Consider the following 25,216-nt stretch of genomic DNA (forward strand, 5'->3'; position numbering starts at 1 on the left):
ATCTTTGGGGTAATGATAACAATAGACCCAAAACAAGTTTCCACAGGACAGCTTCACGGCTATATGCTGGGAGCCGTAGCGCCGCGACCTATTGCATTTGCTAGTACTGTGGATGCAAATGGCAATGTAAATCTGTCGCCATTTAGCTTTTTTAATGTGTTTAGCGCTAACCCACCCATCATGATTTTTTCTCCTGCGAGGCGAGTTCGTGACAACACGGTGAAGCACACGCTAGAAAATGTACTCGAGGTTAAAGAGGTAGTTATTAACATCTGCAATTATGCGATGGTGCAGCAAATGTCACTTGCTTCAACAGAGTATGCTAAGGGTGTAAATGAGTTTAAAAAAGCTGGATTTACTGAACTGGCTTCTGAAACGGTAAAACCTCCAAGAGTTGCGGAGGCCCCCGTACAATTTGAGTGCAAGGTAAATGAAGTTATTTCCCTCGGAAATGAAGGGGGTGCTGGAAACCTCGTTATTTGTGAAGTTTTAAAAGTACATGTAAGTGAAGCCATTTTAGATAGCGACGGGAAGATAGACCCTATAAAATTGGATGCTGTTTCTAGAATGGGAGGCAATTGGTACGGGAGAGCAAAAGAAGGAATGTTTGAAGTGCCAAAACCACTTTCCACGTTAGGAATTGGGATCGATAATTTGCCGGATGCCGTAAAAAATAGCAGCGTATTTACAGGAAATGACTTGGCCATGCTCGCGAACATTGAAGCATTACCTGAAAATATTGTCAATGGTGTCGAAACTAGTGAAGATGCTCATGAAGAAGCACAACAATTTTTGTTATTGGATGCGGTAGAAAAGGCCTGGCAAAAATTAATCAAAACGAAATAATAGCGTATTTTCGCTTTATCAATAGAGAGGTAAAAACCTCATAATAATTAATTTAAAACGATTGCCGTTAAAGTCACAAAACAAAAGCTTACGACGGAAAATTACAGATTATGGAAGTACAAGGGAAAGTAAAATTAGTAGGAGAAACGCAAACTTTTGGAAGCAACGGTTTTCGTAAAAGAGAATTGGTTGTAACGACTGAGGAACAATATCCACAGCACATTATGATTGAATTTGTGCAAGATAAAACCGATTTGTTAAACAATTTTGCACCAGGACAAGACGTAAAAGTGAGTATCAATTTAAGAGGTCGTGAATGGTTGGACCCAAAAACAAATACCACGCGTTATTTTAACTCTATCCAAGGATGGAGAATTGAAAACGTAGGTCAAGGTGCACCCACTGGAGCAGGAATGCCTCCTATGCCACCGGCAGATGCTTTTGAGCCAGTTAGTGACTTAAATGACGACCAAGAAGATGATTTACCATTTTAATGAAACTCAATTTTTAAAAGCCCAAAGGGCGAATTACAAATTGTAAGTTGAATTAACCCCGCCCTTACGGCGGGGTCTTTTTTTGTTTTTCTTTCTCAATTTTTAAAAGCCCAAAGGGTGCATTACAAATTGTAAATTGAATTAACCCCGCCCTTAAAGCGGGTTCTTTTTTTTTAATTAAAATTACCTATACTTCCAATTAATAAATATGCGTATTTTCGAAATGTTATTTTTAAATTAACTCATGTATTTCGTTGATAAAACACTCCATTTTCCGCATCCCAGCAAAGCCAATGAAGATGGGATAATCGCAATTGGTGGAACACTCACTACAAAACGATTATTACTGGCGTATCAAAATGGTATATTTCCTTGGTATGAAGAAGGTCAACCTATACTTTGGTGGTCTCCCAATCCAAGAATGGTTTTGTTTCCTTCGGAAATGAGAATAACAAAAAGCCTTAAAAAAACCATTAAAAAAGAGATTTTCCAAGTCACGTTCAACACCGCTTTTTCTGATGTTATAAAAAACTGCGCGACCATAAAAAGAGAGGGTCAAGCAGGCACTTGGATTACTAATGAAATGGACGATGCCTATCTAGATTTGCACATAAAAGGAATCGCAACATCTGTTGAGGTGTGGCAAAATGGCGAATTGGTTGGCGGACTCTACGGGGTCGATTTAAAAGATAAAAAGGTTTTTTGTGGTGAGAGTATGTTTAGCAAAGTGAGTGATGCTTCAAAAGTGGCATTTTATTACTTAGTTCAACATTTGCTGAAAGGAAACTATAAAATTATCGACTGTCAAGTCCATAATCAACATTTAGAAAGTTTAGGTGCACACGAAATTCCAAGAAAAGAATTTTTGAATTATCTCAACGTGTAGTTGTGGTTATGCCTTAAATTTCTCATAATAATATCCTATCTTGTAAGCCTATTTCTTAAGTTTTAAGAGCTTTAAAAAAAATTATTTTCATGAAAAAGATTTTACACTTAGTTCCAGTTGTCTTAATGTTATTCATTTCAAACATTATAATTGGTCAATTGCCCAATTACATTTCCGAAGCCGAAAAAGGTCTTGTAGCTGATTTTGAATTTACTTCCACTAGAATGACCCCGCCACCCTCTGTGCCGGTGAGAGCAGCCGCTGAGTGGGAAGAAGTAGAGTATTTAGTAGTGACCTGGGAACCCAATTTTCAAGGGATTCTGCGCCAAGTTGTGGCAGCGGGAGTTCAAGAATGTAAGGTGATTATTACTACACAAAATCAAAACAGTGTAGCAAATTACTTGACAAACGGTGGCGTAGATTTGACGAATGTGACGTTTTTAAATACAAATTGGGACAGTATTTGGATTCGTGATTATGCGGGAAATACAATTTATGAAAATGAAGTGGGTGACCGCGGATTGGCTGATTGGATTTACAATAGACCAAGACCTAATGATAATGTAATGCCAGAAGCGCACGCGGCATTATTGGGACTTCCAATCTACATAACAAATAGTGGCACAAACGATTTAGTGAATACTGGTGGTAATTATATGAGCGACGGTCTTGGAAATGCTTTCGCCTCGGAGCTTATCCTAGAAGAAAATGAAGCAGGAAATCCTTACGGAGTATCTCCAAAAACAGAAGCTCAAATTGACCAAATCATGGAAGATTATATGGGAATTCAAACCTACATTAAAATGACACCCATGCCTTTTGATGTAATCAACCACATTGATATGCACATGAAGTTACTGGATGAGGAAACACTTGTTTTGAGTAGCTATCCAGAGGGCGTGGCAGATGGACCACAAATTAATGAGAACATTGATTATATATTAGATAACTATCAAACGCCATTTGGTACTCCTTATAAAATAAAGCGAATTCCTGCTCCACCAAGTACAAGTGGAGCATATCCTGATACAAATGGATACTACCGTACGTATACAAACGCTTTGTTTTTAAACAAAACAATCCTAGTCCCTACGTATAGAGCCGAAGTTGACGACCCAGCCTTGGCACAGTGGGAAGAGATGATGCCGGGCTATACAATAGTAGGCATTGATGTTGACAATCCCGGAGAAAATTTAATATCGCAGGTGGGAGCTATACATTGCATTACACACACCATAGGAGTAGCAGATCCTTTGTGGATTGTACACCAACCAGTGGCAGAGTCTCCAGAAAATACAACTGTTACATTAGAGGCATCGATGAAACACAACAGTGGAATTGCAAGTGGTACAGTTTTTTGGAGAGAGGAAGGAGCCTCAAATTTTATCGAAACTTCAATGATAGATGCAGGGAATGATATTTGGACGACCGATATTCCTGTTACGTCAAACAATATAGAATATTATATTTCAGGAACTTCGATTTCGGGTAAAACGCTAGCTAGACCCATTGTTGCACCAGAGGGATTTTGGACGATTCAAGTGGGAGAACTTTCAACTACAGATTTTGCTGAGAGCGCAATCGTTGGTCCGTACCCTAACCCAACAAATGGCGACGTTACCTTTAAAGTGGGAAGTCTACGGGGACAAATGACAATTACAATAACAAATCTTCTTGGGCAGCAATTGTATAGCAAAACAATTGAAAATGGAAACGGCACAATCAATTTAGATTTACAAGATGAATGGAACGGAACACTTTTCGCAACATTTACAGGTGACTTCGGAAAAGTGACTAAAAAAATACTTAAGTACTAAGATAGGGAAAACTGAGTTTATCGATTAAATACAAAAAGCATCTCCATACGAGATGCTTTTTTGATTCAATAAGAAATACCCTACAAATTTGTTGCGTTACATCGAAAACATTTGGTTTTTGCTGAATGATTTAGCATCTTCGTATTCCAAGTCTTATTTACCTACTTATGAAAACTTTTAAACTGCTTCTTTTTTTTGCGGTGTTTATCATTTCTTTTTCTGCTTTTGCGCAAAACGCAACTGCCAAAAAAATAGATGTGAACAGAGACATAGATTTAGTTGAAGTCTATAAAGAATATGTTGCTGAGGGTTATGGTACCCCAGCTATCTATAAAAAATTAGCAAACGGTACTTACTTTAACAGCGACTATTTATCCGCTAAAAAATGGTACGAAAAACTCTTTGAAACAGAACGTCCCATCAATGCTACCCACAAAAAAAGGTACGAGCAAACACTTAAGGCTTTAAAAATCGATCCTGCTACAAGCGTATATTTAGGGGTTGCTGAATCCAATAAATAAATCAATTTTGTACTTCTGCATGTCTAAAGCAATAGACGGCGTGGTCATTAACCATTCCTGTCGCTTGCATATGCGCATACACAACTGTTGAACCTACAAATTTAAACCCCCGTTTTTTTAAATCTTTACTAATAGCATTGCTCAGCGGAGTATTTGCAGGTACTTCTTTCATGGATTTAAAATGATTTGTAATAGGTTTTCCATTTGTGAAACTCCAAATATAATCGCTAAAACTTCCAAACTCTTTTTGAATTTTCATAAAAGCCTGTGCATTTGTAACCGCACTCCACACTTTTAATTTATTCCGAATAATCCCAGAATCCTCAAGCAAAGCCGAAATTTTAGTCTCATTATACTTTGCAATTTTTTTATAGTCAAACCCATCAAAAGCTTTTCTGAAATTTTCACGTTTCCGAAGAATAGTTATCCAACTTAACCCAGCTTGAAAAGTTTCGAGCAGTAGAAATTCAAACAGCGTTTTATCATCATAAACAGGAACACCCCATTCCTTATCGTGATATGCCATATACAAAGGGTCATTGCCACACCATTCGCATCTCATTTTATCCATTTTCTTGTTGTTTAATACTTCCGAAGTAATTATTGATGGTTTTTTCAAATCAATCTAAAGATAGTAAGTTTACAAAAGCAATCCCGTCTTATGCGGTAGGAAAAATGTAACCATGGTGGAAAAATCGAAAGAACATGTATTGAACGAAACGCTTGCTTCGTCAATGAGCTATGAAGATTACATAAAATTAGTAGCCCATAAAGTTGCTACAAATTTAAGTACTGGGCCTAATCAAGGTGATGATTACATTAATTACACAAAGTTGAATGATGCACGAATGCGAAGACTTGACAAGACAATAAAAATTACCGAAGCGCTAGATAGTGCTGCAAAAAATTATAATAGAAAAGTAACGTGGTTAATTTTGACCGAAAGTTGGTGCGGTGATGCAGCACAGTCAATGCCGGTTTTCCATAAGTTAGAACAACTCAATCCAAATATTACTATAAAAGTTGCACTGCGGGATGAAAATATTGAAACCATGCAACATTTTTTGACTAATGGTACCATGTCAATCCCAAAATTGATTGTGATTGACGATGCTACAAATAAAGTAATAGCTGAATGGGGTCCAAGACCTACTCTTGCCACAAAGTTTGTTGCAGATTATAAAGCACTACATGGCACATTAACTCCTCAATTAAAACAAGAATTGCAAATGTGGTATACAAAAGATAGAGGAGCTTCGATTATGGAAGATGCTTTGAGTTTGTTGAAAGATTAATTTTGACCAGGAAAATTGTAAGTGATTGTTCCCATTTGTTCTTCGATATCCGCTTTTGTGTTAAATCTTGAGCGTTGTGCATAATCAAGTGCGCTATCAATTAAACAACCATTTCGTGTTGTAGAAGCACTTTTATTGTAGCTTGCCTTTGTAACGTTTCCGAGTTTATTTACTTCGATGGAGATAACTACTTTGCCTCCGCCTTCGCATGTAAATACTGGATTTGGAAGCCGCATCGCTTTTCTGTCGACTAAGCTATAGCTTATGGTCGTTCTAGTAACTGCTCCTTTTGATGAAGAAGTGGTAGGTTTTGCAGCTTTAGCTTCAGCAGCTTTCTTTCTTTGTTGTTCTATTCTTTTTTTTGCTTCCTCGAGAGCATTTTGTGTGGCCGCACTTTCAATACTTTCGCTGAAATTTTCATTCAGTTTGTTTTCGTTTGTTTCTTCGTTTTCTTCCCGGTTATTTTCTAATTCTTTTATGAACTTTTCAGCTTCATTGTACGCTCTGTTTGTTTTTATGCTTACTTTTTTTTGTTCTGTGAGCGCAATGTCTTCTTCGGGCTCTTCAATGATTAGGTCCTCATATTCTATGGGAGCTGTTTCTTCTTCGGGTACTATTTCCGAAGACAATTTGATACTCCACAACGTGAGCACTAAAATGCCAAAAAGCAAACAAGTGATTAAAAATGCGCGATATGAATAGTTAAAATTCATCGTTTGAAATTACTGAATTTACAGCAAAGTTAAAGCCAAAATACTATTAATTGTACCAAGTTAGTTGGTTAGGCTCGTTTCAAAAGCTTCAATTGAAATAGCGTTTGCAACATCAAAATCACCAATTTTTGTGCGGCGCAAGGCACTCAAATGCGCGCCGTTGTCTAAAGCTTTTCCAAAATCGTGTGCCAATGAACGAATATACGTCCCTTTGCTACAAGCGACCCTAAAGTCAACATTGGGCAAGTGAATAGTAGTAATTTCGAATGCTGAAATATGTACGGCACGTTTTGGAATTTCAACTTCTTCTCCGGCACGCGCATATTCGTACAAACGTTTGCCTTCTTTTTTCAATGCAGAAAAAACGGGTGGTTGTTGCATAATATCGCCCACAAATTGGCTGGTTGCTTGATGGATATCGTCTTTAGAAATCGAAGTGATATTGTAGGTGTTATCTATTTCGGTTTCCAAATCATAACTTGGCGTTGTTGCGCCTAGTGTAATTGTACCCGTATATTCTTTGTGCTGTGCTTGGTAGGTTTCAATTTGTTTGGTGAATTTACCAGTACACAAAATGAGCAATCCACTGGCTAAAGGATCCAATGTACCAGCATGCCCCACTTTTATTTTCTTTAAATCAAATTGCTTTCTAATCAACCAGCGCACTTTATTCACCACTTGAAATGATGTCCAACCCAGCGGTTTGTCAATGAGAATTACTTGCCCTTCGAGGTAGTCTTCTTTAGTTAGCATAGCTGAAATTTTAAAGATAAAGCCCCACGCCGATGGCGATAATTCCAACAATTAAGCAATAGAGTGCAAAGTATTTTAATTTGCTTTTTTTCACTAAGCTAATCATCCAAGTACAGGCAATCAGACCGCAAATGAAGGCTGCAATAAATCCTGCGCCGAGGGTTGTAAAATTAGTAGCATCACTTGTTAATTCGCCACCCAATATGTCTTTTGCGATTTTTCCGAAGATTAAAGGAACGACCATTAAAAATGAAAATCGAGCCGCTTTGCTTTTGTCATTTCCGAGGAGAACGGAAGTTGAAATCGTTGCGCCACTTCTAGAAATTCCCGGTAACATAGCAATGGCTTGCGAAACGCCAATGATAAATGCGTCCTTAAAAGTAACGGGTTTGCCAGTATTTTTTGAACGGTCAGCAAACCATAATAATATGGCAGTAACGATGAGCATAGCACCCACAAAGGCAATATTTCCTCCAAAAAATGCTTCCAATTGTTCTTCAAAGAGTAACCCAACAATGACTGCGGGTAACATGGAAACAATAATTTTTACAATAAACTGTGTTTCTTCATTCCACTTAAATTTAAAGAGCGCCGTGATAATTTCAATAATATCTTTTCTAAAAACTACGATAGTGCTCAGAGCTGTTGCAAAGTGCAAGACCACTGTAAATAGTAAACTTTCTTCTGGGACTGAACTGTCGCCGAGAATGGCTTTTCCAAGTTCTAAATGGCCACTAGATGATACAGGTAGAAATTCGGTAAATCCTTGAATGACACCGAGTATAATTGAATCCCAAATAGTCATTATTCTTTGTCTTTATGTGGATTCAATAAAATAGCATACACTTCAATCCCAAAGCCAATTAAAATCAACGCTGGTGCAAGACGTATGCGTCTCCAGTTATAGATTTCAGGGTTAAAAACGTTTGGGTCATCACTACCACCGCCGGACATCAATATAAATCCTAGCGCGATAAAGGCAATCCCGATGAGCATAAACTTGTAGTTTTTACGCTCGAACATAAAGTAATGTTTTGCTTCGCTTTCGTTTTTTCGTTTTTTCTCTCCCAAAGTGTTGGTGTTTAAAATTTCGGTCTTGTGCCTGCAAATATAATCAATTATAATTCTGAAAAGAGCGTGTCATTTTCCACTACCAATTGCGAAATATGGTTCGTTTCCGAAGCCATAAATCTTGTTTTTGCTAAGTGCAGTTTTGCTCGTTTCCCTATTGTTTGTTCGGCCATTCCTTCAATGGTCATTCCATTTTCCAAACCTCTATTAATATAGTAAAAACTGCCGTCGCTTTCCGCAAAAACAATGTCTTTTACACCACCCTCATAAACACGGGTCACAGTGATTTCTTTGAATGTGCAGTCTTCTGCATCTGGATTTTGAATAACGCAACTGGTCAACAATAAAAGGCTGCAAAGGCCTACGGAAATTTTAGTAATACAAGTCATCTGTTCTAAGATTTAAAAAACGTTGTGTGGCAAAATAAGTGCTCAACCACGTGATGAAAAGTCCCATTAAAAAAACAAATAAAAAGACGGCTCCAATCATTATTTTGTCATTCAATAATTGTAAATCTGGAAAACTTTTGTTGACATAATACAATACGCCAGCCATTCCAGCCATGGCAACAATAGCGCCTATAAGACCTAATCGAACACTCTTCCATATAAAAGGACGTCGAATAAAGCGTTTGGTTGCGCCCACCATTTGCATTGTTTTGATTGTAAATCGTTTAGCATACACCGAAAGTCGTATCGAACTGTTAATTAACAACACCGCGATAAACAAAAAGAGACTTGCAATGACTAAAATCCAAAGGCTTATTTTCTTTACGTTGTCTGTCAATTTTTCAATCAACGGTTTATCGTAAACAACGTCATCCACAAAATCTTTTGCTTTGAGTTCGCTTACTATTTCTTCAATTTTTTCTGGCGTTACGTAATTGGCGTTAAGGCGCACGTCAATACTATTCTGCAATGGATTGTCGCCCAAATATTCCATAAAATTTTCGCCAATAGTTGCGCTGTGTTCTTCGGCGGCTTGTTCCTTTGAAACGTAAATGGCGTCTTTTGTATATTCGGCAAGGGCAAGGCTTTGTTTTAATTGCTCCATTTCAACTTCTTTCGCAGTGTCTTTCATAAACACTACGATGGGAATTTGTTCTTTAAAATAATCGCCTACTTTTTTTCCGTTAAGAACCAAAAGACCCAACAATCCCAATAAAAAAAGGACTAACGAAATACTCAGTACCACTGAAAAATAAGAAGAGATGAGTCTGCGTTTCTGAAATTTATCAAAAGATGCTGCCATATTTAATTGGTAGGTTTTAGTGGTTGCTGAAATGTGCTTTCAACGGTAAAAATACAAGGAATTTTCTATGTATAATGAATGAACGTTTAAAGTTTTCTCTTTCGTACATAACCGTTAAATTTGCCGTTTAAATAATGACAAGCGATGAGCAAATATCACTTCAACGATATCGAAGCCAAATGGCAAAAATTCTGGGAAGAAAACCAAACATTTAAAGCCGAAAATAACAGCGATAAACCAAAGTATTACGTACTTGACATGTTTCCGTATCCCTCTGGTGCGGGATTACACGTGGGGCATCCGTTAGGCTATATTGCAAGTGATATTTATGCGAGATACAAACGCCATAAAGGCTTTAATGTATTGCACCCACAGGGCTACGATAGCTTTGGATTGCCCGCCGAGCAGTACGCAATCCAGACAGGACAACATCCGGCAGATACTACAAAAGTGAATATTGAAGGAGGTGTTGACAAGGCTGGAAATGAAATTGCAGGCTATAGAAAACAACTTGATAAAATTGGTTTTTCATTCGATTGGTCACGAGAACTTCGCACATCAGACCCAGAATATTACAAATGGACACAATGGATTTTTATCCAACTTTTTGAAAGCTGGTACAACAACGGTACTGATAAAGCCGAAGAAATTACCACGTTGATTTCCATTTTTGAAAAAGAAGGAAACGCAACTGTAAATGCGGTTTGTGATGACAATATAGAATCTTTTTCTGCTGAAATGTGGAACAGTTTTTCTGAAACGAAACAACAACAAATCCTCTTACAATACAGACTAACCTACTTGGCCGAAACAGAAGTAAATTGGTGCCCAGCACTAGGAACTGTATTGGCCAATGACGAAATTGTCAACGGAGTTTCAGAACGTGGCGGTCATACTGTAGTTCGTAAAAAAATGACACAATGGAGCATGCGAATCTCTGCTTATGCGGAACGTTTGTTACAAGGATTGGAAACCATAGATTGGCCAGAATCACTAAAAGAAACACAGCGCAACTGGATTGGAAAATCTGTGGGTGCGCTTGTTGAATTCAAAGTCCTCCCCCTAGCCCCCTCCGAGGGAGGGGAAACTCTTTTGCAAACTGCTGGCACAGTTTCGGAGAGACACAAAGAGTTCTTTACTGGTGATAAGAATATCATTGGTGTTCTTTTGGAGCGTGCAAAGGAAATGCGTTTGAAACCTACTCGTGCTGAAGCTGTTTTATGGGAAGCGTTGAGAGGAAAGAAATTGAATGTCAAATTTAGAAGGCAGCATCCAATTGATAAATATATTGTTGATTTTGTTTCTATTGAAAAACGATTGGTTATTGAAGTTGATGGAGAAATTCATAAATATCAATTAGATAAAGATGCTGAAAGAGAGCTATTAATAAAAGAGAAAAAAGGTTTTAAAGTTTTAAGATTTACAAATGACGAAGTCTTAAATAATTTAGAATCCGTTATAACTAAAATAAAAGAAGCTTTAGATTTTTTAAAATCAGGCAAAACGGTTAAGTCGGCATCAGTTCCCCCTTCGGGGGCTAGGGGGACAATACCAGTATTTACAACAAGACCCGATACCATTTTTGGAGTGTCGTTCATGACGTTAGCTCCGGAACACGAATTGGTTTCAAAAATCACCACAGAAGACCAAAAAGCAGCGGTCGAAGCTTACGTGGAAGCAACTTCAAAACGTAGCGAGCGCGAGCGTATGGCAGATGTAAAAACCATTAGTGGGGTGTTTACGGGAGCGTATGCCGAGCATCCATTTACAAGAGAACCCATTCCTGTTTGGATTGGAGACTATGTGTTGGCAGGCTACGGAACAGGTGCTGTCATGGCTGTACCTTGCGGTGACCAGCGCGATTACGACTTTGCAACGAAGCTTGGGATCCCCATTCCCAATGTATTTGAAGGAGTTGATATTTCCGAAGGAGCACACGCCGATAAAGAGGGAACCGTCATCGCAAACAGTGATTTCTTAAACGGATTGCCCTATAAAAAAGCCTTAAAGCTTGCTATTTATGAGTTGGAAAAAATTGGTGCAGGAACTGGCAAAACCAATTATAGATTGCGAGACGCCGTGTTTTCAAGACAGCGTTATTGGGGAGAGCCGTTCCCGGTGTATTATGTGGATGGAATGCCACAAATGATTGCAAAAGAACACCTGCCCATTAGACTGCCCGAAGTAGAAAAATACCTCCCCACTGAAGAAGGCGAGCCACCACTGGGCCGCGCCGATGTTTGGGCGTGGGACACAAAAAAGTGTACAGTAGTCAGTAATCAGTTAATTGATAATGAAACTGTTTATCCTCTCGAACTAAACACAATGCCGGGCTGGGCGGGTAGTAGTTGGTACTTTTTTAGATACATGGAAGACGCAATGCGCGACGAAGTATTTGCCAGCGAGGCTGCTCTCAACTATTGGGAAAGTGTGGACTTGTACATAGGAGGAAGCGAGCACGCAACCGGCCATTTATTGTACAGCCGTTTTTGGGTGAAATTTATGAAAGATAGAGGGTTTGTGAAAATTGACGAGCCTTTTAAAAAGTTGATCAACCAGGGGATGATTTTGGGAGAGAGTGCTTTTGCACATAGAATAGGATATAATATTTTATTTTGGGACACAGTGCCAAACCCAAATAAAAAAACTACAATGACCTCAGGGCATGGAGCTTCGTGGCGATTAGATGATGCGCAAAAGGAAGGATTATCTAAACTCCAAGAAAAATATAAAATTATTGAAAAATACTTCTTCTCATATGATTTGATAAAACACTTCAAAAAAGGAAACGATAATAATCAAGAAAGCTTGAAAATTAGAGAAGATATCAACAACCTATGTTTTGAAAAATTAGAAACTGAATTAGAAAAATTAAATCTTCCTGAAGGCATACAGTTTCAGTTTCATGTTCTTCTGAATAAATATAATTTCTATAAAACACATGTTCCGATTGAATTTGTTGATTTAAAAAATGTATTGGATGAGGATGAATTTAAGAATTCTCAACAACAATATTTTGAATCAACTTTATTCACTGATAATGATATGAAATTTAGAGTTTCCCGGGAAGTCGAAAAAATGTCTAAGTCTAAATACAACGTTGTAAATCCAGACCAAATTTGTGAAGAATACGGAGCAGATGCTTTACGATTATACGAAATGTTCCTCGGCCCATTAGAGCAAGCAAAACCATGGAATACAGCAGGATTAACGGGAGTAAGTTCGTTCTTAAAAAAACTTTGGAAATTATACCACAGCGGAGAGAACGAAAGTTTTGAAGTTAATGATGCTGCACCTTCAAAAGAGGCTCTTAAAACACTACATAAAACCATAAAAAAAGTAGAAGAGGATATTGAAAACTTTAGTTTTAACACTTCGGTTTCTACGTTTATGATTGCGGTGAATGAGTTGACTTCTCAAAAGTGTAAAGCGAAAGCTATTCTAGAACCATTGGCTATTTTGATTTCGCCATACGCGCCACATATTGCGGAGGAGCTTTGGAGTAAATTGGGTCATACAACAAGTATTTCAACAGCGCCGTTCCCTAAATTTGACGCAAGTTATTTGGTAGAGAGTAGTAAAAATTATCCAATTTCGTTCAACGGAAAAATGAAGTTTACGCTTGAGCTATCTTTAGATTTAAGTAAAGATGAAATAGAAGCTGTCGTAATGGCAAATGAAAAAACAAAACAATATTTAGACGGGCGCGTACCTAAAAAGGTAATTATAGTTCCGGGGAAGATTGTAAATATTGTGGGGTAAAAGCCCTCACCAAACGTTATCTGCTACGTAATGGCAGATCGTAAAATTTTACTCTGACAGAGGGGAATAGCTTGTTGTTTGTAATGATTTAAGATGTGTGATTTTTTATATTTGGAAATCACAAAAGGATAGAATCATTAAAATCTGAGTGAGTAATCTAAAATCGTACATCGCAAATCGTACATTTTATTAATTAGCACGCTTTTTGTTATCTTTAATTCTGAAATGTTAAATGATTAAAATTTCCGCGAAAGCGATACAATTTTTATACTTATGATAGGATATTATGTAATTGCCGGGATTCTCTTTTTAGTGAGTAGTTATGTGAGTAATAAGCTGAAAAGTAAATTTAAACATTACTCACAGATACATTTAAAAAATGGGATGAGCGGTAAGGAGATTGCCGAGAAAATGCTCGCCGATAATAACATTACCGATGTTGAAGTCATCAGCGTTAATGGTATGTTGACAGACCATTACAATCCAGCCAATAAAACAGTAAACCTTAGTGAAGGTGTTTATATGCAACGTAACGCGGCTGCTGCGGCGGTAGCTTCGCACGAAGTGGGTCACGCTGTACAACACGCCACTGCTTATAGTTGGTTGACATTACGAAGCAAAATTGTTCCAGCAGTTGGGATTGCCAGTAAATTGTCAAATATTGTGATTATGATTGGTTTGGCTTTGTCAATTGGCGGGTCTGCGTTTGGAACAAATATTTTTTTGGTAGGAATTATTTTATTTGCTGTAACTACGGCATTTGCTTTTATCACGTTGCCCGTTGAATACGATGCGAGTAAAAGAGCACTGGCATGGTTAGAAAGTGCAAACATGACCACTCAAGAAGAACACGCTGGAGCAAAAGATGCATTGAAATGGGCAGCTAGAACATATTTAGTTGCAGCGCTCGGTTCTCTTGCAACGCTGCTTTATTTTGTAATGATGTTTCTTAATAGGAGGTAAAGCCCCTCTGCCTAAATGCATCTCAACAGAAGGGAGAATTTATAAATATATATTATTTCAGAAATTTGTCCCCTCCCTAGGAGGGGTTAGGGGAGGCTATTTTTACCCCACAACAGTTAAAGGATTATACCCAAGATAATCGACTTCAGTCTCAATAAAATTGATTCCAAAATCTTCTAATTCTTTTAAAATAGGCTCATACACTTCTTTCCTTATAGGAAGTTGAACTCCGGGAGTTGTTATTTCTTCGTTTAATATCTTTAGCGCTGCCATTGCAACCGGAAGTCCCACTGTTTTTGCCATGGCTGTATACGTTTGGTCATCTCCAATAGCTACCATATTGCTGTCTATTTGATATTTTTTCCCATCCAATTCATAACCAAATTTATGGTACATCACAATCATGTCTTTATCGTGAGGTGAAAGCGTCCAGCTATCTTCCAGTATTTTTTGAAGTGCTTGCGCGGGTGTAGCATCTTTAATTCCAATTACTTTTTTAGTGCTCAAAATATCAAGATCGAGTATTTTTTCCCACATCAAATCGTCTTGGTCAATTTTAAGGTTGTGACGCAGTTTTAATTCAATACTATCGGTTGGCGAATAGGGGAGAAAACAGTTTACAAATTCGCGATACGTTAATGTTTCGCTATCTGGCAATGTGTATGTGTCGTCTGTCATTCCTAACTGCACAAACATATTCCAAGCCTTGCTGAAGCCTACGCGTCTAATGGTTCCACGATACAATGTTAGGACATCTTTAAGTCCATACACCTTTTGATATTTTAGGCTGTTTCTGTTCGCATATACCTCAAATTTTCCGTAGCCATCAACTTGTATAAACTCAGTGCGGCGAAACAATCTATTATAAGGTATGTATTTAAATTTTCCTTCTTGGATAAACTCGGCCGCACCACCTTGTCCCGCTAAAACTACATTACGAGGATTCCAAGTAAATTTATAATTCCAAAGATTGGTGTCACTTTCGGGAGCCACTAGGCCGCCGGTAAAACTTTCAAACAACAACATTTTACCACCTTTTTCCTTGATGCGATCAATAATCTGCATCGCACTCATGTGGTCAATACCTGGGTCAAGACCTATCTCGTTCATGAACACTAACCCTTTAGATTTTGCCTTAGGGTCAAGTAGCTGCATTTCGTCACTAATATAGGAAGCTGTTACAAGATGTTTTCCAAACTCAATACAATCTTTAGCCACTTCAATATGGTAGCGCGCTGGCAACATAGAAATAACAAGGTCACTATTTTCAACAGCAAGTTTGCGTTGTTTGTCATTAAAAACATCCAGCAAAATGCCGCGCCCGTTGGGATGGTTGCTTGTGTATTTTTGGGCGTTTTGAATGTTGAGGTCTCCTATGGTTATGAACAACTCTTCAGCTTCGCTTTTATCTAGTAAATATTTGATCAAACTCGTTGCAGAACGTCCTGCACCAATGATTAAAATGTTTCTCATGAAAGTATGTTTTGGTATCTTTATGTCTTGAAAAGACGATAGCGAAAGTACAAATTTGCATATACAAAGTATGAAGAATCAAGATAAAAAAATAGTATTGACCGCTTGCATTTTGGGTGTTGTGACCATTGCAATTGGTGCCTTTGGTGCACACGGAGTAAAGCAACTTGTTACATCGCAATCACTTGCAACTTTTGAAACCGGAGTGCGCTACCAGATGTATCACGTACTTGCCTTGATGGTTGTTGGATTTGTAAATACCATCGATGCACAAACTAAAAAATGGGTTTTTGTTTTGTTTCTTTTAGGCATGCTGTTGTTCTCCGGGTCTATTTATTTTCTCGCCTTAAAAGATGTCCTTTCATTCAATATTTCGTTTTTGGGACCAGTGACACCCATTGGCGGACTGTTATTTATGGTTGGATGGTTGCGCCTTGGTTTTGGAATTTGGAAGTATAAAATTGGTTAGTTTGATAGCTTCGGAAATTTGCTGGAATTAAAATGATCTATACAATTATAAATTCTACAGGCATTCAATTCTATTATACATAGTCTAGGCTTTTAATGAAATACTCAAGAATCGCACACTAACTATTTCCGAAGAAAAGATACCGTTTTTAAAATATTCGCTACTGAAACTCAAAATGACAGCTGATTATCACATGCAAATATTTTACTGTTTAGCTAATGTTATTAACAATTTGTAGGGATAATTAAGAGGATATTGAGGTTTAAAGTGTGTATGTTTTGTTATTTTTGCCGAACAACAATTAAATCAAAGTATGATGGCTAATAACCAAACTACGAAAACGATTTCGATAGATAAATACGGAATCAAAAATGCAAAAGTTAACTACCAACTTTCTGCGGAATCTCTCCACAAAGAAACAATAGAAAAAGGACAAGGAAAAGAAGCGAACAGCGGTGCTCTTGCAGTGAATACTGGCGAGTTTACTGGACGCTCTCCCTTGGACCGCTTTATTGTAAAGGATAAGATTACCGAAGATAAAGTATGGTGGGGAAACATAAACATCCCTTTTGACACGGATAAATTTGATGCTCTTTACGAAAAAGTAGCCAACTATCTTGGCGAAAAAGAAGTGTATGTACGCGATAGTTATGCGTGTGCCGACAAGGACTATAAATTGAACATTAGAGTAATCAACGAGTATCCTTGGTCAAACATGTTTGCTCATAATATGTTCTTACGTCCTACAGAGGCAGAACTTGAAAGTTTTGACCCAGAATGGCTCATTGTCAATGCTCCAGGTTTTATGGCAGACCCTGCTGTAGATGGAACGCGACAACATAATTTTGCCATCCTTAATTTTGAAAAGAAAATTGCCTTAATTGGTGGAACTGGTTATACAGGTGAAATTAAAAAAGGAATCTTTTCTGCGTTGAATTTCATTCTTCCTGTTTATAAAAACACATTGCCTATGCACTGCTCGGCAAACGTGGGAGAAGATGGTGAGACTGCTATTTTCTTTGGATTGAGCGGAACTGGAAAAACTACGTTATCTGCAGACCCAGAACGCAAATTGATTGGTGATGATGAGCACGGTTGGACGGCTGACAATAAAATTTTCAATTTTGAAGGAGGTTGTTATGCAAAGGTGATCAACCTCTCTGCGGAAAATGAACCAGACATTTACAATGCAATCAAACCGGGTGCTATTTTAGAAAATGTGGTAATGGATGCTAATGGTGACGTTGACTTCGCTGATGTTTCAATTACACAAAATACCCGTGTGAGTTACCCTATTTATCACATTGATAATATACAAGAACCAAGTGTGGGTGAAAATCCAAAAAATATATTTTTCTTGACGGCAGATGCTTTCGGTGTTTTGCCTCCTATTTCAAAATTGACTCCTGGACAAGCGGCGTATCACTTTATTAGTGGTTATACGGCAAAAGTTGCTGGAACTGAGGCAGGAGTTAATGAGCCAACACCAAACTTTTCGGCTTGTTTTGGAGCACCATTTATGCCATTACATCCCACAAAATATGCTGAGATGTTAAGTGATAAAATGAAAAATGCTGGCGTTACCGTTTGGTTAGTCAATACAGGATGGACCGGCGGTCCTTATGGAGTAGGTTCTCGTATGAAATTGAAATATACAAGAGCAATGATTTCTGCAGCAATGAATGGAAGTCTTGAAGCCGCTAATAAAGATAACTATCATGTGCATTCAGTTTTCGGATTGAAGCAACCTAGAACATGCCCTAATGTTCCTACCGATGTTTTAAGCCCAAGACAAACTTGGAATAATGACGAAGGTTACTATGCAACTGCCCATAAATTAGCAAGTTCGTTTAAAGCCAATTTTAAAAAGTTTGAAGAAAATGCAAATGATGAAATTATGGCAGGAGCTCCTTTAAAAGGATAACTATAATTTTAAAAGTTAAAAAAACCGCGCTAGTATATTATTAGCGCGGTTTTTCTTTTTTTGAAATGTAGATTGTTTGTTAAAAAAGGAGTTTAATCCTATTTAACGCTGAATTTTAAAGTGCGCCGGGTTCCATTATAATCTAACGTAGCGAGATAAAGGCCTGTTGCTAATGGCTTACTGAAAACTATTTGGTTTTGGTTTGAAAATGTTTCACTATATATTTTTTGACCTAATGTATTTGAGATTGTAAAATTAATTTCAGAAAAAACATTTTCAAATTTTATTATGAAAGTTCCAGTATTGGGATTTGGAAATAATTTTAAATCTTCAGAAAAAGTAAGATTTTGTATCGAGAGTGTTGGGTCTAGCCCGAAAGTTTTTACATAACCTGAGGCGTTTAGGTCAGTATCTGCGAAAGGTGCGCTTGCCGCAATTGTGGAACCAATTCTATTTATTGCTGTGTACCAACCCAATCTGTCTACAGAAGCATCGCCGTCAATATTAGGAATACTTTTCTGCCATGAGTTATTGGTGTAATTGTATATAGAGACACTGCCTTCGAGATTTGATCCATTAAATGGAGACCCTATTGCCATAATATTTCCAGTATTATCTATTGATATAGAATTTCCAAAAGAAGCATTTTCGATATTTTCGATAATACTATTTCCTTTTTGAGTCCAAGTGTTGTTTTCCAATGTAACTACTTTTACATAGGAAATTGATGAACTATTATTATAAGCACGAAATGAAATAGTTTCTCCATCTGATGTCATATCAATAGCATGCTGTCCAGTTACAATAACATTTGCTACTGAGTCCTCAATATTTTCCCCAATTATATTGTTGCCTAGTTGCACCCATGAATTGTTTTGTTCCTCAAATACTTTTACGTACCCACCAAGACTTCCTTCTGTGTTTGAAGTTGCGATCGTTATTTTATTGCCGGATGCATCCATGCGAACTCCAATTCCAAACTCAACTGAATCTGAGGTTCCATTGAGTTGTTGGTAAACTTGAGTCCATTGATTATTTTGTAAAGAAAAAACTTTGACATATCCTGGGTTTAGATTTGGGCCGTTTGTTCTAACGCTACTGACAACAATTCTTGAGCCATCATCATTAATATCAGCGGCATAACCGAAAAAGTCATATTCCTCTGTGCCATAAAGGCTTTGACCAATTTGTGTCCACTCATTATTTTGCAATTTAAAAAACTCTAGTTACCCCAGACGCTTCTATGTTATTTCCGTTGTGTAATGGCGAGCTAAAAACAAACCGGTTTCCAAGATTATTTAATTCAACGACTCCAGCTCCTTGTTGATCCAAACTAGGAAGTCCTATTACAGGCTCTCCAAGTAATTCCCAAACTCCGTTAATAAACTCGAATACTTTAACCTGGCCACTTGAATCACTTCCTTCTGCAAAAGCAGAAAAAACTGCCATTCTATTTCCCTGAGCATTCATACTTAAAGAGGTTCCCAAAAATTCGTTGCTGAAAGCACCATTAATTTGTTGACCAATTTGATTGTATTGGGCAATCGAAATACACGAAATGAGTAATGCAATAAGGAAGAGTAGATATTTTTTCATGGGTAATTAGAGTAATTTGATATTAAATATAAACCCCCAATTTCTATTTAAAATTGAGGGTTTTATAAAATTGATTTTGTAAAAGTATTATTTCTTATTCACTTCCTTAATATACTTCTCAAGAGCCATTGTCATGGAAGGTGTTTCAGGAGTTGGTGCTTGAATGTCCACACGCAATCCTTTATCTGTTGCTGCTTTTACTGTTGTGTTACCAAAAACCGCAATACGTGTTTCCTTTTGTTCAAAATCTGGAAAGTTTTCAAATAAGGATTCAATTCCGCTAGGGCTAAAGAAAACTAATATGTCATAAAAAACATCTCTTAAGCCACTTAAGTCACTTACAACGGTACGGTAAAAAATTGATTCGGTCCAATTAACTTTTAAGTCATTTAAAACCATAGGTACTTCTGGCTTTAGTTTGTCACTCGCTGGAAGTAAAAATTTTTCGTTTTTGTATTTTTTGATAAGTGGAGAAAGCTCTGTGAAAGTTCTCTTTCCCACATAAATTTTACGCTTTCTGTAAACAACATATTTTTGAAGGTAGTAAGCGACAGCTTCACTTTGACAAAAATATTTCATTGTGTCGGGCACTTTAAATCTCAATTCGTCAGCAATTCTAAAAAAATGATCTACAGCATTGCGGCTTGTTAAGATAATTGCGGTAAAGTTTTTAAGGTCAATCTTTTGCGCTCTTACGTCTTTTCCATCAACGCCTTCTACGTGAATAAAAGGCACGAAATCTATCTTCACCTTTTGTCTATCGATCAAATCAAAATAGGGAGAGTTTTCAACCTTGGGTTCTGGTTGGGAAACTAAAATAGTTTTCACTTTCATAAGCACGTGTTTGATTAAAATTTATTGCTACGTTAAAGCTTTATATAGAATAATGTAGGGTGAAATTTCAAGAGCGCAAAGATATAAAATAAAATAGAAGAAATTTGTTAAAATCAATTTTCCGTGTGTTTTGTAGCTGGAAAACAAGGCAATACTGTTAAGCAGTAGGATGAGCGAAAAGAAAATGATGAAAAATGTTCCGTTTAATGGGCTAAAATAAGTTGAAAAAACTACAACTATAAAAAATAAAAGGCCTAAAAGGTTTCGGTAGCTCAATTTTTGATACAAATAGCTGTTAATGAGCGAATCAACATTTAATACATTCCCTATTATTTTTTCAATGGCAAATTTCGCAAAAATGAAAACCGCATATAGTGTGCAAACTTGAACATAAAGCCACTTGTTCGCAATTGCTTTTTCGGGAAATTGCCACGAATAGAACAAGTAAATAAACAAGGACACGCTTAGCACTTGCGCAACGAATAAGATAATGTTAAAAGGATGGACAATGGTATCTACTTTTCCGTGGACCAAAAAGTATTTATTTGTTAATGGCAAGCGTAGTAGTTCTTGAAAACGGTTGGGATATAAATATTTTGCCAAGGTGTATAACGCAATACAGCCCATGATAACTAGGGTAATCCAGTCATTTGAGTTTATAAATCTATCTTCGTACTCCACGTTACATTTTTGCGTTAAAGGTACTGCAATTACTAACCGCTAAAAAGTAACCTTTACACATTTTTGCAATCGCAATCTTGTCCAAAAACGGTACATTTGCCAAAAAAAGAGAAGCATGCCAAATGCCTTGGTGGTCATACCTACCTACAATGAAATAGATAACATTGAGCGACTCATTCGCAATGTGTTTTCATTGCAGCGTAATTTTGAAATCCTTGTTGTTGACGATAATTCGCCAGACGGGACGGCAGATTTGGTTAAAAACCTCCAACTCATTTTTCCAGAAAAACTCTTTATCATTGAGCGAAAAGGAAAGCTTGGATTAGGGACTGCTTACATCGCTGGATTTAAATGGGCGCTTGCGAAAAAGTATATGTATATTTTTGAAATGGATGCCGATTTTTCACACAATCCAAACGATTTAATCAGGCTATACAATGCCTGTGATAAAGATGGTTTTGATATGGCGATTGGTTCGCGCTACGTGACGGGAGTCAACGTGGTAAATTGGCCAATGAGTAGAGTGTTGATGTCGTGGGGAGCTTCAAAATATGTACAATTTGTGACGGGAATGGATATTTATGACACCACTGCGGGTTTCATTTGTTACCGAAATGAGGTGTTGTCAAAAATTAATCTAGACAAAATAAAATTTGTTGGGTACGCATTTCAAATTGAGATGAAATACAAAGCATATTTGAGTAAGTTTAAAATAAAAGAAGTCCCCGTCGTTTTTACCGACAGGACAAAAGGAACATCAAAAATGAGTTCGGGTATAATTTCCGAAGCTATTTTTGGGGTACTTAAAATGAAATTAAAAAGCATTTTTAACCGCTTAGAAATATAATGAAGACTATTTTAATTAAGAACGCAAACGTTGTCAACGAGGGTAAGATATTTAAAGGAGATGTCTTGATCGATGGAGACCGAATTGCTGAAATTTCAGAAACTATTAGCGTGAAATCTGCTGATACAAAGATAATTGATGCAGATGACAGCTATTTGATTCCTGGGATGATTGACGATCAAGTGCACTTTAGAGAACCAGGATTGACGCACAAGGCAACCATATTTACAGAGTCTAGAGCTGCTGCAGCTGGCGGAATTACTTCTTTTATTGAAATGCCAAACACCGTTCCTCAAGCCACAACCATTGAGCTACTCGAAGAAAAATTTACGACCGCGTCTAAAGATAGTTTTGTGAACTATTCGTTTATGTTTGGTGGTACGAATACCAACTTAGATGAAATTTTAAAAGTAGATAAAACTAAAGTTGCCGGTCTTAAATTGTTTTTAGGTTCTTCCACGGGAGACATGTTGGTTGACGATTTGGATACGCTTGAAAATATTTTCAGTAAAACAGACTTGTTGATTTCTGCACATTGCGAAGATGAAGCTACCATTAAAGCAAATATGGAAAAGGCATTGGCAAAATACGGCGAGGATATTCCTATTAGTGAGCATCCAAAAATAAGGAGTGAAGAGGCTTGTTACATTTCTTCTTCAAGAGCTATTGAACTTGCTAAGAAGACTGGTGCAAGATTGCATGTTTTTCATCTCTCTACAGCAAAGGAAACGGCACTTTTCAGCAATAAAAAACCGCTGAAAGATAAAAAAATTACAGCAGAGGTTTGTGTTCATCACTTATGGTTTACAGATGCCGACTATGAAACAAAAGGCACAAAAATTAAATGGAATCCCGCGGTAAAAACAGCTGCAGATAAAAGTGGCTTGTGGAAAGCCCTCAACGATGACCGTATTGATGTTATCGCTACGGATCACGCGCCGCACACGATTGAAGAAAAAGATAATGTGTACACAAAAGCACCCAGCGGAGGGCCTTTAGTGCAACACGCTGTGGAGGCATTGTTTGAAATGCACCACAAAGGGTTTATCACGGTAGAAAAGTTAGTTGAAAAAATGGCGCACAATCCAGCGATTTTATTCGAAATTAAAGATCGCGGATATATAAGAGAGGGGTATAAAGCAGATTTGGTTTTAATAAACCCGAATGCTCCATGGACAGTTTCAAAAGCAAATACCGCTTACAAATGTGGCTGGTCTCCTTTTGAAGGAAATACATTTAGGTCGAGAATCACGCATACATTTGTAAATGGGAATTTGGTATACGATAATGGAAAGTTAGTTGGAAATTCGGTTGGAGAACGACTTACTTTTAATAGATAAAATGTTTTGAATTTATGAAATACGCTGTCTTCATATTCTTTTTCATAGTTGCATCCTGCCAAGATGTGAAACGCCCCGAAGCACCCGACAATTTAATTTCGGAAGCACAAATGGTGGATATTATGACGGATGCCTATTTAATGAACGCTGCTCGCAGTGTTGACATTAGAACAATAAGAAAGGAAGGTATTTCACTGGACTCGCTAATTTATGCCAAATTTAAAATTGACAGTTTACAGTTTGCAAAGAGCAATGCCTATTATACAAATGATTTAAATACATATAACGATATTTTTCTGAAAGTAGAGCAACGCCTCATTACTGAAAAAGCCAACAGAGACACCCTATATCAAATATTTATTGCCAATAAGGAAGAAGAACGAAAATTAGATAGTATTTATAAGGCCAAGATTGATAGTATGGCAATTGCCTTGCCTAAGATGTCCAGGGATAGTTTAGAGATTTTATTGGATATTGAAAATGCAAAAGCAACGCCTCTTCTTCAATCTGGAATTTCAGAAGATGCGGCTATATCTCAAGATTCACTTTTATAGCGAGCCACAACACGGTTTAAAGTTTCCTCAAATGGTATAAATTTAAAATCAAGGTCTTTTTTGATTTTTGAATTGTCATAAAATGAACTGTCGTACAAAGAATTTACCGTTGCTTTTAAAAGTTTTCGCCTCGTTCTAAACACCAAATTAAAGAACCAATCAACCTTGCTAAATGCCATTAATTTGCATTTTGCAATTGGTTTGTAGGGTGGTTTTTTATTGAATACTTCGGCAAGTTTTGTCATTAAATCTTTGTAGGTGATATTCTGTGCGACTAGAATATAGCGGTTGTTTATAATTTCGCTTTGCATTAATTGTTGCATCGCATTTACAACATCTTTTACATCCACAAGTCCTACGCCACCTCCTGTGTAAATGGGTATTCCGCGAGAACCGATGTTCATGATTACACCGCTGCCCGTGTTCCAAAACCCTTCACCAAAAACAATCCCAGGATTCACAATTACTGCATCAAGCCCTTCTTGGGTGCCACGCCACACTTCCATTTCGGCGCCATATTTTGTAATGCCGTACACATTATTATGGGCCTCAGGATTCCAGTCGTTTTCTTCATCAATAAGACTGCTATCCACAGTGCTGCCGAGCGTTACGATGGAACTAACATAACAGAGTTTTTTAATGTTGTGGATGAGGCATAAGTTAACAACATTAGCCGTTCCTTCAATGTTCGTTTTTTTTAGTTTTCTGAAATCTTTAGGGTCAAAACTAATCAAGGCCGCGGCGTGATAGACGTGGGTAATCCCTTTAAAAGCGACTTCGAGTTCGGGAATTGTATTGATATCGGCTTGCACCCATTCAATGCGATTATAGATTTTTTCAACTTCGGAAATTTCCGAAGTATAATACATAAATATTTGTTTTAACTTTTCTCTATTGCTGGTCTCGCGATAGATGGCACGCACCGTGTCGTGTTCCTGTAGTAGAAAATAAAGCAGATGACTGCCCAATAAACCTGTGCCTCCCGTAACTAAAATCATAGGACTAAAATACATTTTTAAGGCTATAATTAACTAAAAATTACTTTAAATAATTGTTCTATAATTTGCCATTGGGTTTAAGTTACCTGCACTTCGGGGAGGTCGTATTTGCTTTTTCTATAATTACG

The 25,216-nt window shown here is 37.4% G+C and carries 26 protein-coding genes; 13 read left to right on the forward strand and 13 right to left on the reverse strand.

Annotated features, from left to right (window positions below):
- The first annotated feature begins 12 nt into the window (after positions 1-12).
- The 5 genes from ACSHW7_RS04565 to ACSHW7_RS04585 all read left to right on the forward strand — a co-directional run bounded on the left by ACSHW7_RS04565 (position 13) and on the right by ACSHW7_RS04585 (position 4,564).
- Positions 13-846 (forward strand): flavin reductase family protein, encoded by an 834-nt coding sequence (locus ACSHW7_RS04565; protein WP_435678128.1) that lies wholly within the window; start codon positions 13-15, stop codon positions 844-846.
- Between the two features lie 110 nt (positions 847-956).
- Complete coding sequence (locus tag ACSHW7_RS04570; RefSeq protein WP_435678129.1) at positions 957-1,340, forward strand: DUF3127 domain-containing protein; 384 nt, start codon at positions 957-959, stop codon at positions 1,338-1,340.
- Between the two features lie 244 nt (positions 1,341-1,584).
- The gene (aat, locus tag ACSHW7_RS04575; RefSeq protein ID WP_435678130.1) at positions 1,585-2,226 is read left to right on the forward strand and encodes a leucyl/phenylalanyl-tRNA--protein transferase; all 642 of its coding nucleotides are present in this window, start codon (positions 1,585-1,587) and stop codon (positions 2,224-2,226) included.
- Between the two features lie 89 nt (positions 2,227-2,315).
- A complete protein-coding gene (locus ACSHW7_RS04580; RefSeq protein WP_435678131.1) occupies positions 2,316-4,043 on the forward strand; it encodes an agmatine deiminase family protein in 1,728 nt (575 codons plus the stop codon).
- 167 nt (positions 4,044-4,210) lie between these two features.
- The gene (locus ACSHW7_RS04585) at positions 4,211-4,564 is read left to right on the forward strand and encodes a hypothetical protein (protein ID WP_435678132.1); all 354 of its coding nucleotides are present in this window, start codon (positions 4,211-4,213) and stop codon (positions 4,562-4,564) included.
- A gap of 1 nt (position 4,565) precedes the next feature.
- Here the strand turns inward: ACSHW7_RS04585 and ACSHW7_RS04590 are convergent, their stop codons facing one another.
- Complete coding sequence (locus ACSHW7_RS04590; protein WP_435678133.1) at positions 4,566-5,135, reverse strand: DNA-3-methyladenine glycosylase I; 570 nt, start codon at positions 5,133-5,135, stop codon at positions 4,566-4,568.
- 112 nt (positions 5,136-5,247) lie between these two features.
- On the opposite strand from ACSHW7_RS04590, the gene ACSHW7_RS04595 reads away from it, so the two are divergent.
- The gene (locus ACSHW7_RS04595; RefSeq protein ID WP_435678134.1) at positions 5,248-5,859 is read left to right on the forward strand and encodes a thioredoxin family protein; all 612 of its coding nucleotides are present in this window, start codon (positions 5,248-5,250) and stop codon (positions 5,857-5,859) included.
- Here the strand turns inward: ACSHW7_RS04595 and ACSHW7_RS04600 are convergent.
- From ACSHW7_RS04600 to ACSHW7_RS04625, 6 genes are read right to left on the reverse strand one after another with little or no spacing between them, the layout of a single operon-like run.
- On the reverse strand, positions 5,856-6,572 hold the full coding sequence (locus ACSHW7_RS04600; RefSeq protein WP_435678135.1) for a hypothetical protein: 717 nt from the start codon (positions 6,570-6,572) through the stop codon (positions 5,856-5,858). The genes ACSHW7_RS04595 and ACSHW7_RS04600 overlap by 4 nt on opposite strands.
- A gap of 60 nt (positions 6,573-6,632) precedes the next feature.
- Entirely contained in the window at positions 6,633-7,325 is a 693-nt protein-coding gene (gene truB, locus ACSHW7_RS04605; protein ID WP_435678136.1) for a tRNA pseudouridine(55) synthase TruB, read from the reverse strand.
- A 10-nt stretch (positions 7,326-7,335) separates the two neighbouring features.
- Positions 7,336-8,130 (reverse strand): undecaprenyl-diphosphate phosphatase, encoded by a 795-nt coding sequence (locus ACSHW7_RS04610; RefSeq protein ID WP_435678137.1) that lies wholly within the window; start codon positions 8,128-8,130, stop codon positions 7,336-7,338.
- Complete coding sequence (locus tag ACSHW7_RS04615; RefSeq protein ID WP_435678138.1) at positions 8,130-8,396, reverse strand: DUF3098 domain-containing protein; 267 nt, start codon at positions 8,394-8,396, stop codon at positions 8,130-8,132. The genes ACSHW7_RS04610 and ACSHW7_RS04615 overlap by 1 nt, the downstream gene beginning before the upstream one ends.
- Before the next feature lie 47 nt (positions 8,397-8,443).
- Positions 8,444-8,785, reverse strand: a complete 342-nt coding sequence (locus ACSHW7_RS04620) for a hypothetical protein (protein ID WP_435678139.1) — start codon at positions 8,783-8,785, stop codon at positions 8,444-8,446.
- Positions 8,769-9,647 carry a cell division protein FtsX gene (locus tag ACSHW7_RS04625; protein ID WP_435678140.1) on the reverse strand — a complete coding sequence of 293 codons (879 nt, stop codon included), beginning with the start codon at positions 9,645-9,647 and terminating at the stop codon, positions 8,769-8,771. The genes ACSHW7_RS04620 and ACSHW7_RS04625 overlap by 17 nt, the downstream gene beginning before the upstream one ends.
- A 144-nt stretch (positions 9,648-9,791) precedes the next feature.
- On the opposite strand from ACSHW7_RS04625, the gene ACSHW7_RS04630 reads away from it, so the two are divergent.
- Together ACSHW7_RS04630 and ACSHW7_RS04635 are read left to right on the forward strand one after the other, a co-directional pair.
- The gene (locus ACSHW7_RS04630; protein WP_435678141.1) at positions 9,792-13,409 is read left to right on the forward strand and encodes a leucine--tRNA ligase; all 3,618 of its coding nucleotides are present in this window, start codon (positions 9,792-9,794) and stop codon (positions 13,407-13,409) included.
- A gap of 273 nt (positions 13,410-13,682) precedes the next feature.
- Positions 13,683-14,372: a zinc metallopeptidase gene (locus ACSHW7_RS04635; RefSeq protein WP_435678142.1), complete on the forward strand. Its 690-nt coding sequence runs from the start codon at positions 13,683-13,685 to the stop codon at positions 14,370-14,372.
- Positions 14,373-14,474: 102 nt separating this feature from the next.
- On the opposite strand, the gene ACSHW7_RS04640 is transcribed toward ACSHW7_RS04635, so the two are convergent.
- The gene (locus tag ACSHW7_RS04640) at positions 14,475-15,845 is read right to left on the reverse strand and encodes a saccharopine dehydrogenase family protein (RefSeq protein WP_435678143.1); all 1,371 of its coding nucleotides are present in this window, start codon (positions 15,843-15,845) and stop codon (positions 14,475-14,477) included.
- A 70-nt stretch (positions 15,846-15,915) separates the two neighbouring features.
- On the opposite strand from ACSHW7_RS04640, the gene ACSHW7_RS04645 reads away from it, so the two are divergent.
- Together ACSHW7_RS04645 and pckA are read left to right on the forward strand one after the other, a co-directional pair.
- Positions 15,916-16,314: a DUF423 domain-containing protein gene (locus tag ACSHW7_RS04645; protein WP_435678144.1), complete on the forward strand. Its 399-nt coding sequence runs from the start codon at positions 15,916-15,918 to the stop codon at positions 16,312-16,314.
- A gap of 313 nt (positions 16,315-16,627) precedes the next feature.
- Positions 16,628-18,238, forward strand: coding sequence for a phosphoenolpyruvate carboxykinase (ATP) (pckA, locus tag ACSHW7_RS04650; protein WP_435678145.1), 1,611 nt, complete (start codon positions 16,628-16,630; stop codon positions 18,236-18,238).
- A gap of 98 nt (positions 18,239-18,336) precedes the next feature.
- Here pckA and ACSHW7_RS04655 read toward each other — a convergent pair whose 3' ends face one another.
- From ACSHW7_RS04655 to ACSHW7_RS04670, 4 genes are all read right to left on the reverse strand, one after another.
- On the reverse strand, positions 18,337-19,449 hold the full coding sequence (locus tag ACSHW7_RS04655; RefSeq protein ID WP_435678146.1) for a T9SS type A sorting domain-containing protein: 1,113 nt from the start codon (positions 19,447-19,449) through the stop codon (positions 18,337-18,339).
- Position 19,450: 1 nt separating this feature from the next.
- The gene (locus ACSHW7_RS04660; RefSeq protein WP_435678147.1) at positions 19,451-19,834 is read right to left on the reverse strand and encodes a hypothetical protein; all 384 of its coding nucleotides are present in this window, start codon (positions 19,832-19,834) and stop codon (positions 19,451-19,453) included.
- An 87-nt stretch (positions 19,835-19,921) separates the two neighbouring features.
- Positions 19,922-20,668 carry a uroporphyrinogen-III synthase gene (locus ACSHW7_RS04665; protein WP_435678148.1) on the reverse strand — a complete coding sequence of 249 codons (747 nt, stop codon included), beginning with the start codon at positions 20,666-20,668 and terminating at the stop codon, positions 19,922-19,924.
- A 27-nt stretch (positions 20,669-20,695) separates the two neighbouring features.
- Positions 20,696-21,349 (reverse strand): DUF4271 domain-containing protein, encoded by a 654-nt coding sequence (locus tag ACSHW7_RS04670; RefSeq protein ID WP_435678149.1) that lies wholly within the window; start codon positions 21,347-21,349, stop codon positions 20,696-20,698.
- 115 nt (positions 21,350-21,464) lie between these two features.
- Between ACSHW7_RS04670 and ACSHW7_RS04675 the strand changes: the two genes are divergently transcribed.
- The 3 genes from ACSHW7_RS04675 to ACSHW7_RS04685 are packed head-to-tail and all read left to right on the forward strand — an operon-like array spanning position 21,465 to position 24,090.
- Complete coding sequence (locus ACSHW7_RS04675; protein WP_435678150.1) at positions 21,465-22,196, forward strand: polyprenol monophosphomannose synthase; 732 nt, start codon at positions 21,465-21,467, stop codon at positions 22,194-22,196.
- A complete protein-coding gene (locus ACSHW7_RS04680; RefSeq protein WP_435678151.1) occupies positions 22,196-23,536 on the forward strand; it encodes a dihydroorotase in 1,341 nt (446 codons plus the stop codon). The genes ACSHW7_RS04675 and ACSHW7_RS04680 overlap by 1 nt, the downstream gene beginning before the upstream one ends.
- A 14-nt stretch (positions 23,537-23,550) precedes the next feature.
- Positions 23,551-24,090, forward strand: a complete 540-nt coding sequence (locus ACSHW7_RS04685; protein ID WP_435678152.1) for a DUF4296 domain-containing protein — start codon at positions 23,551-23,553, stop codon at positions 24,088-24,090.
- Here ACSHW7_RS04685 and ACSHW7_RS04690 read toward each other — a convergent pair.
- On the reverse strand, positions 24,072-25,088 hold the full coding sequence (locus ACSHW7_RS04690) for an NAD-dependent epimerase/dehydratase family protein (protein ID WP_435678153.1): 1,017 nt from the start codon (positions 25,086-25,088) through the stop codon (positions 24,072-24,074). The genes ACSHW7_RS04685 and ACSHW7_RS04690 overlap by 19 nt on opposite strands.
- Between the last annotated feature and the right edge of the window lie 128 nt (positions 25,089-25,216).

This window comes from Patiriisocius sp., from assembly GCF_051252435.1.
In the GTDB taxonomy this organism is placed as follows: domain Bacteria; phylum Bacteroidota; class Bacteroidia; order Flavobacteriales; family Flavobacteriaceae; genus Patiriisocius.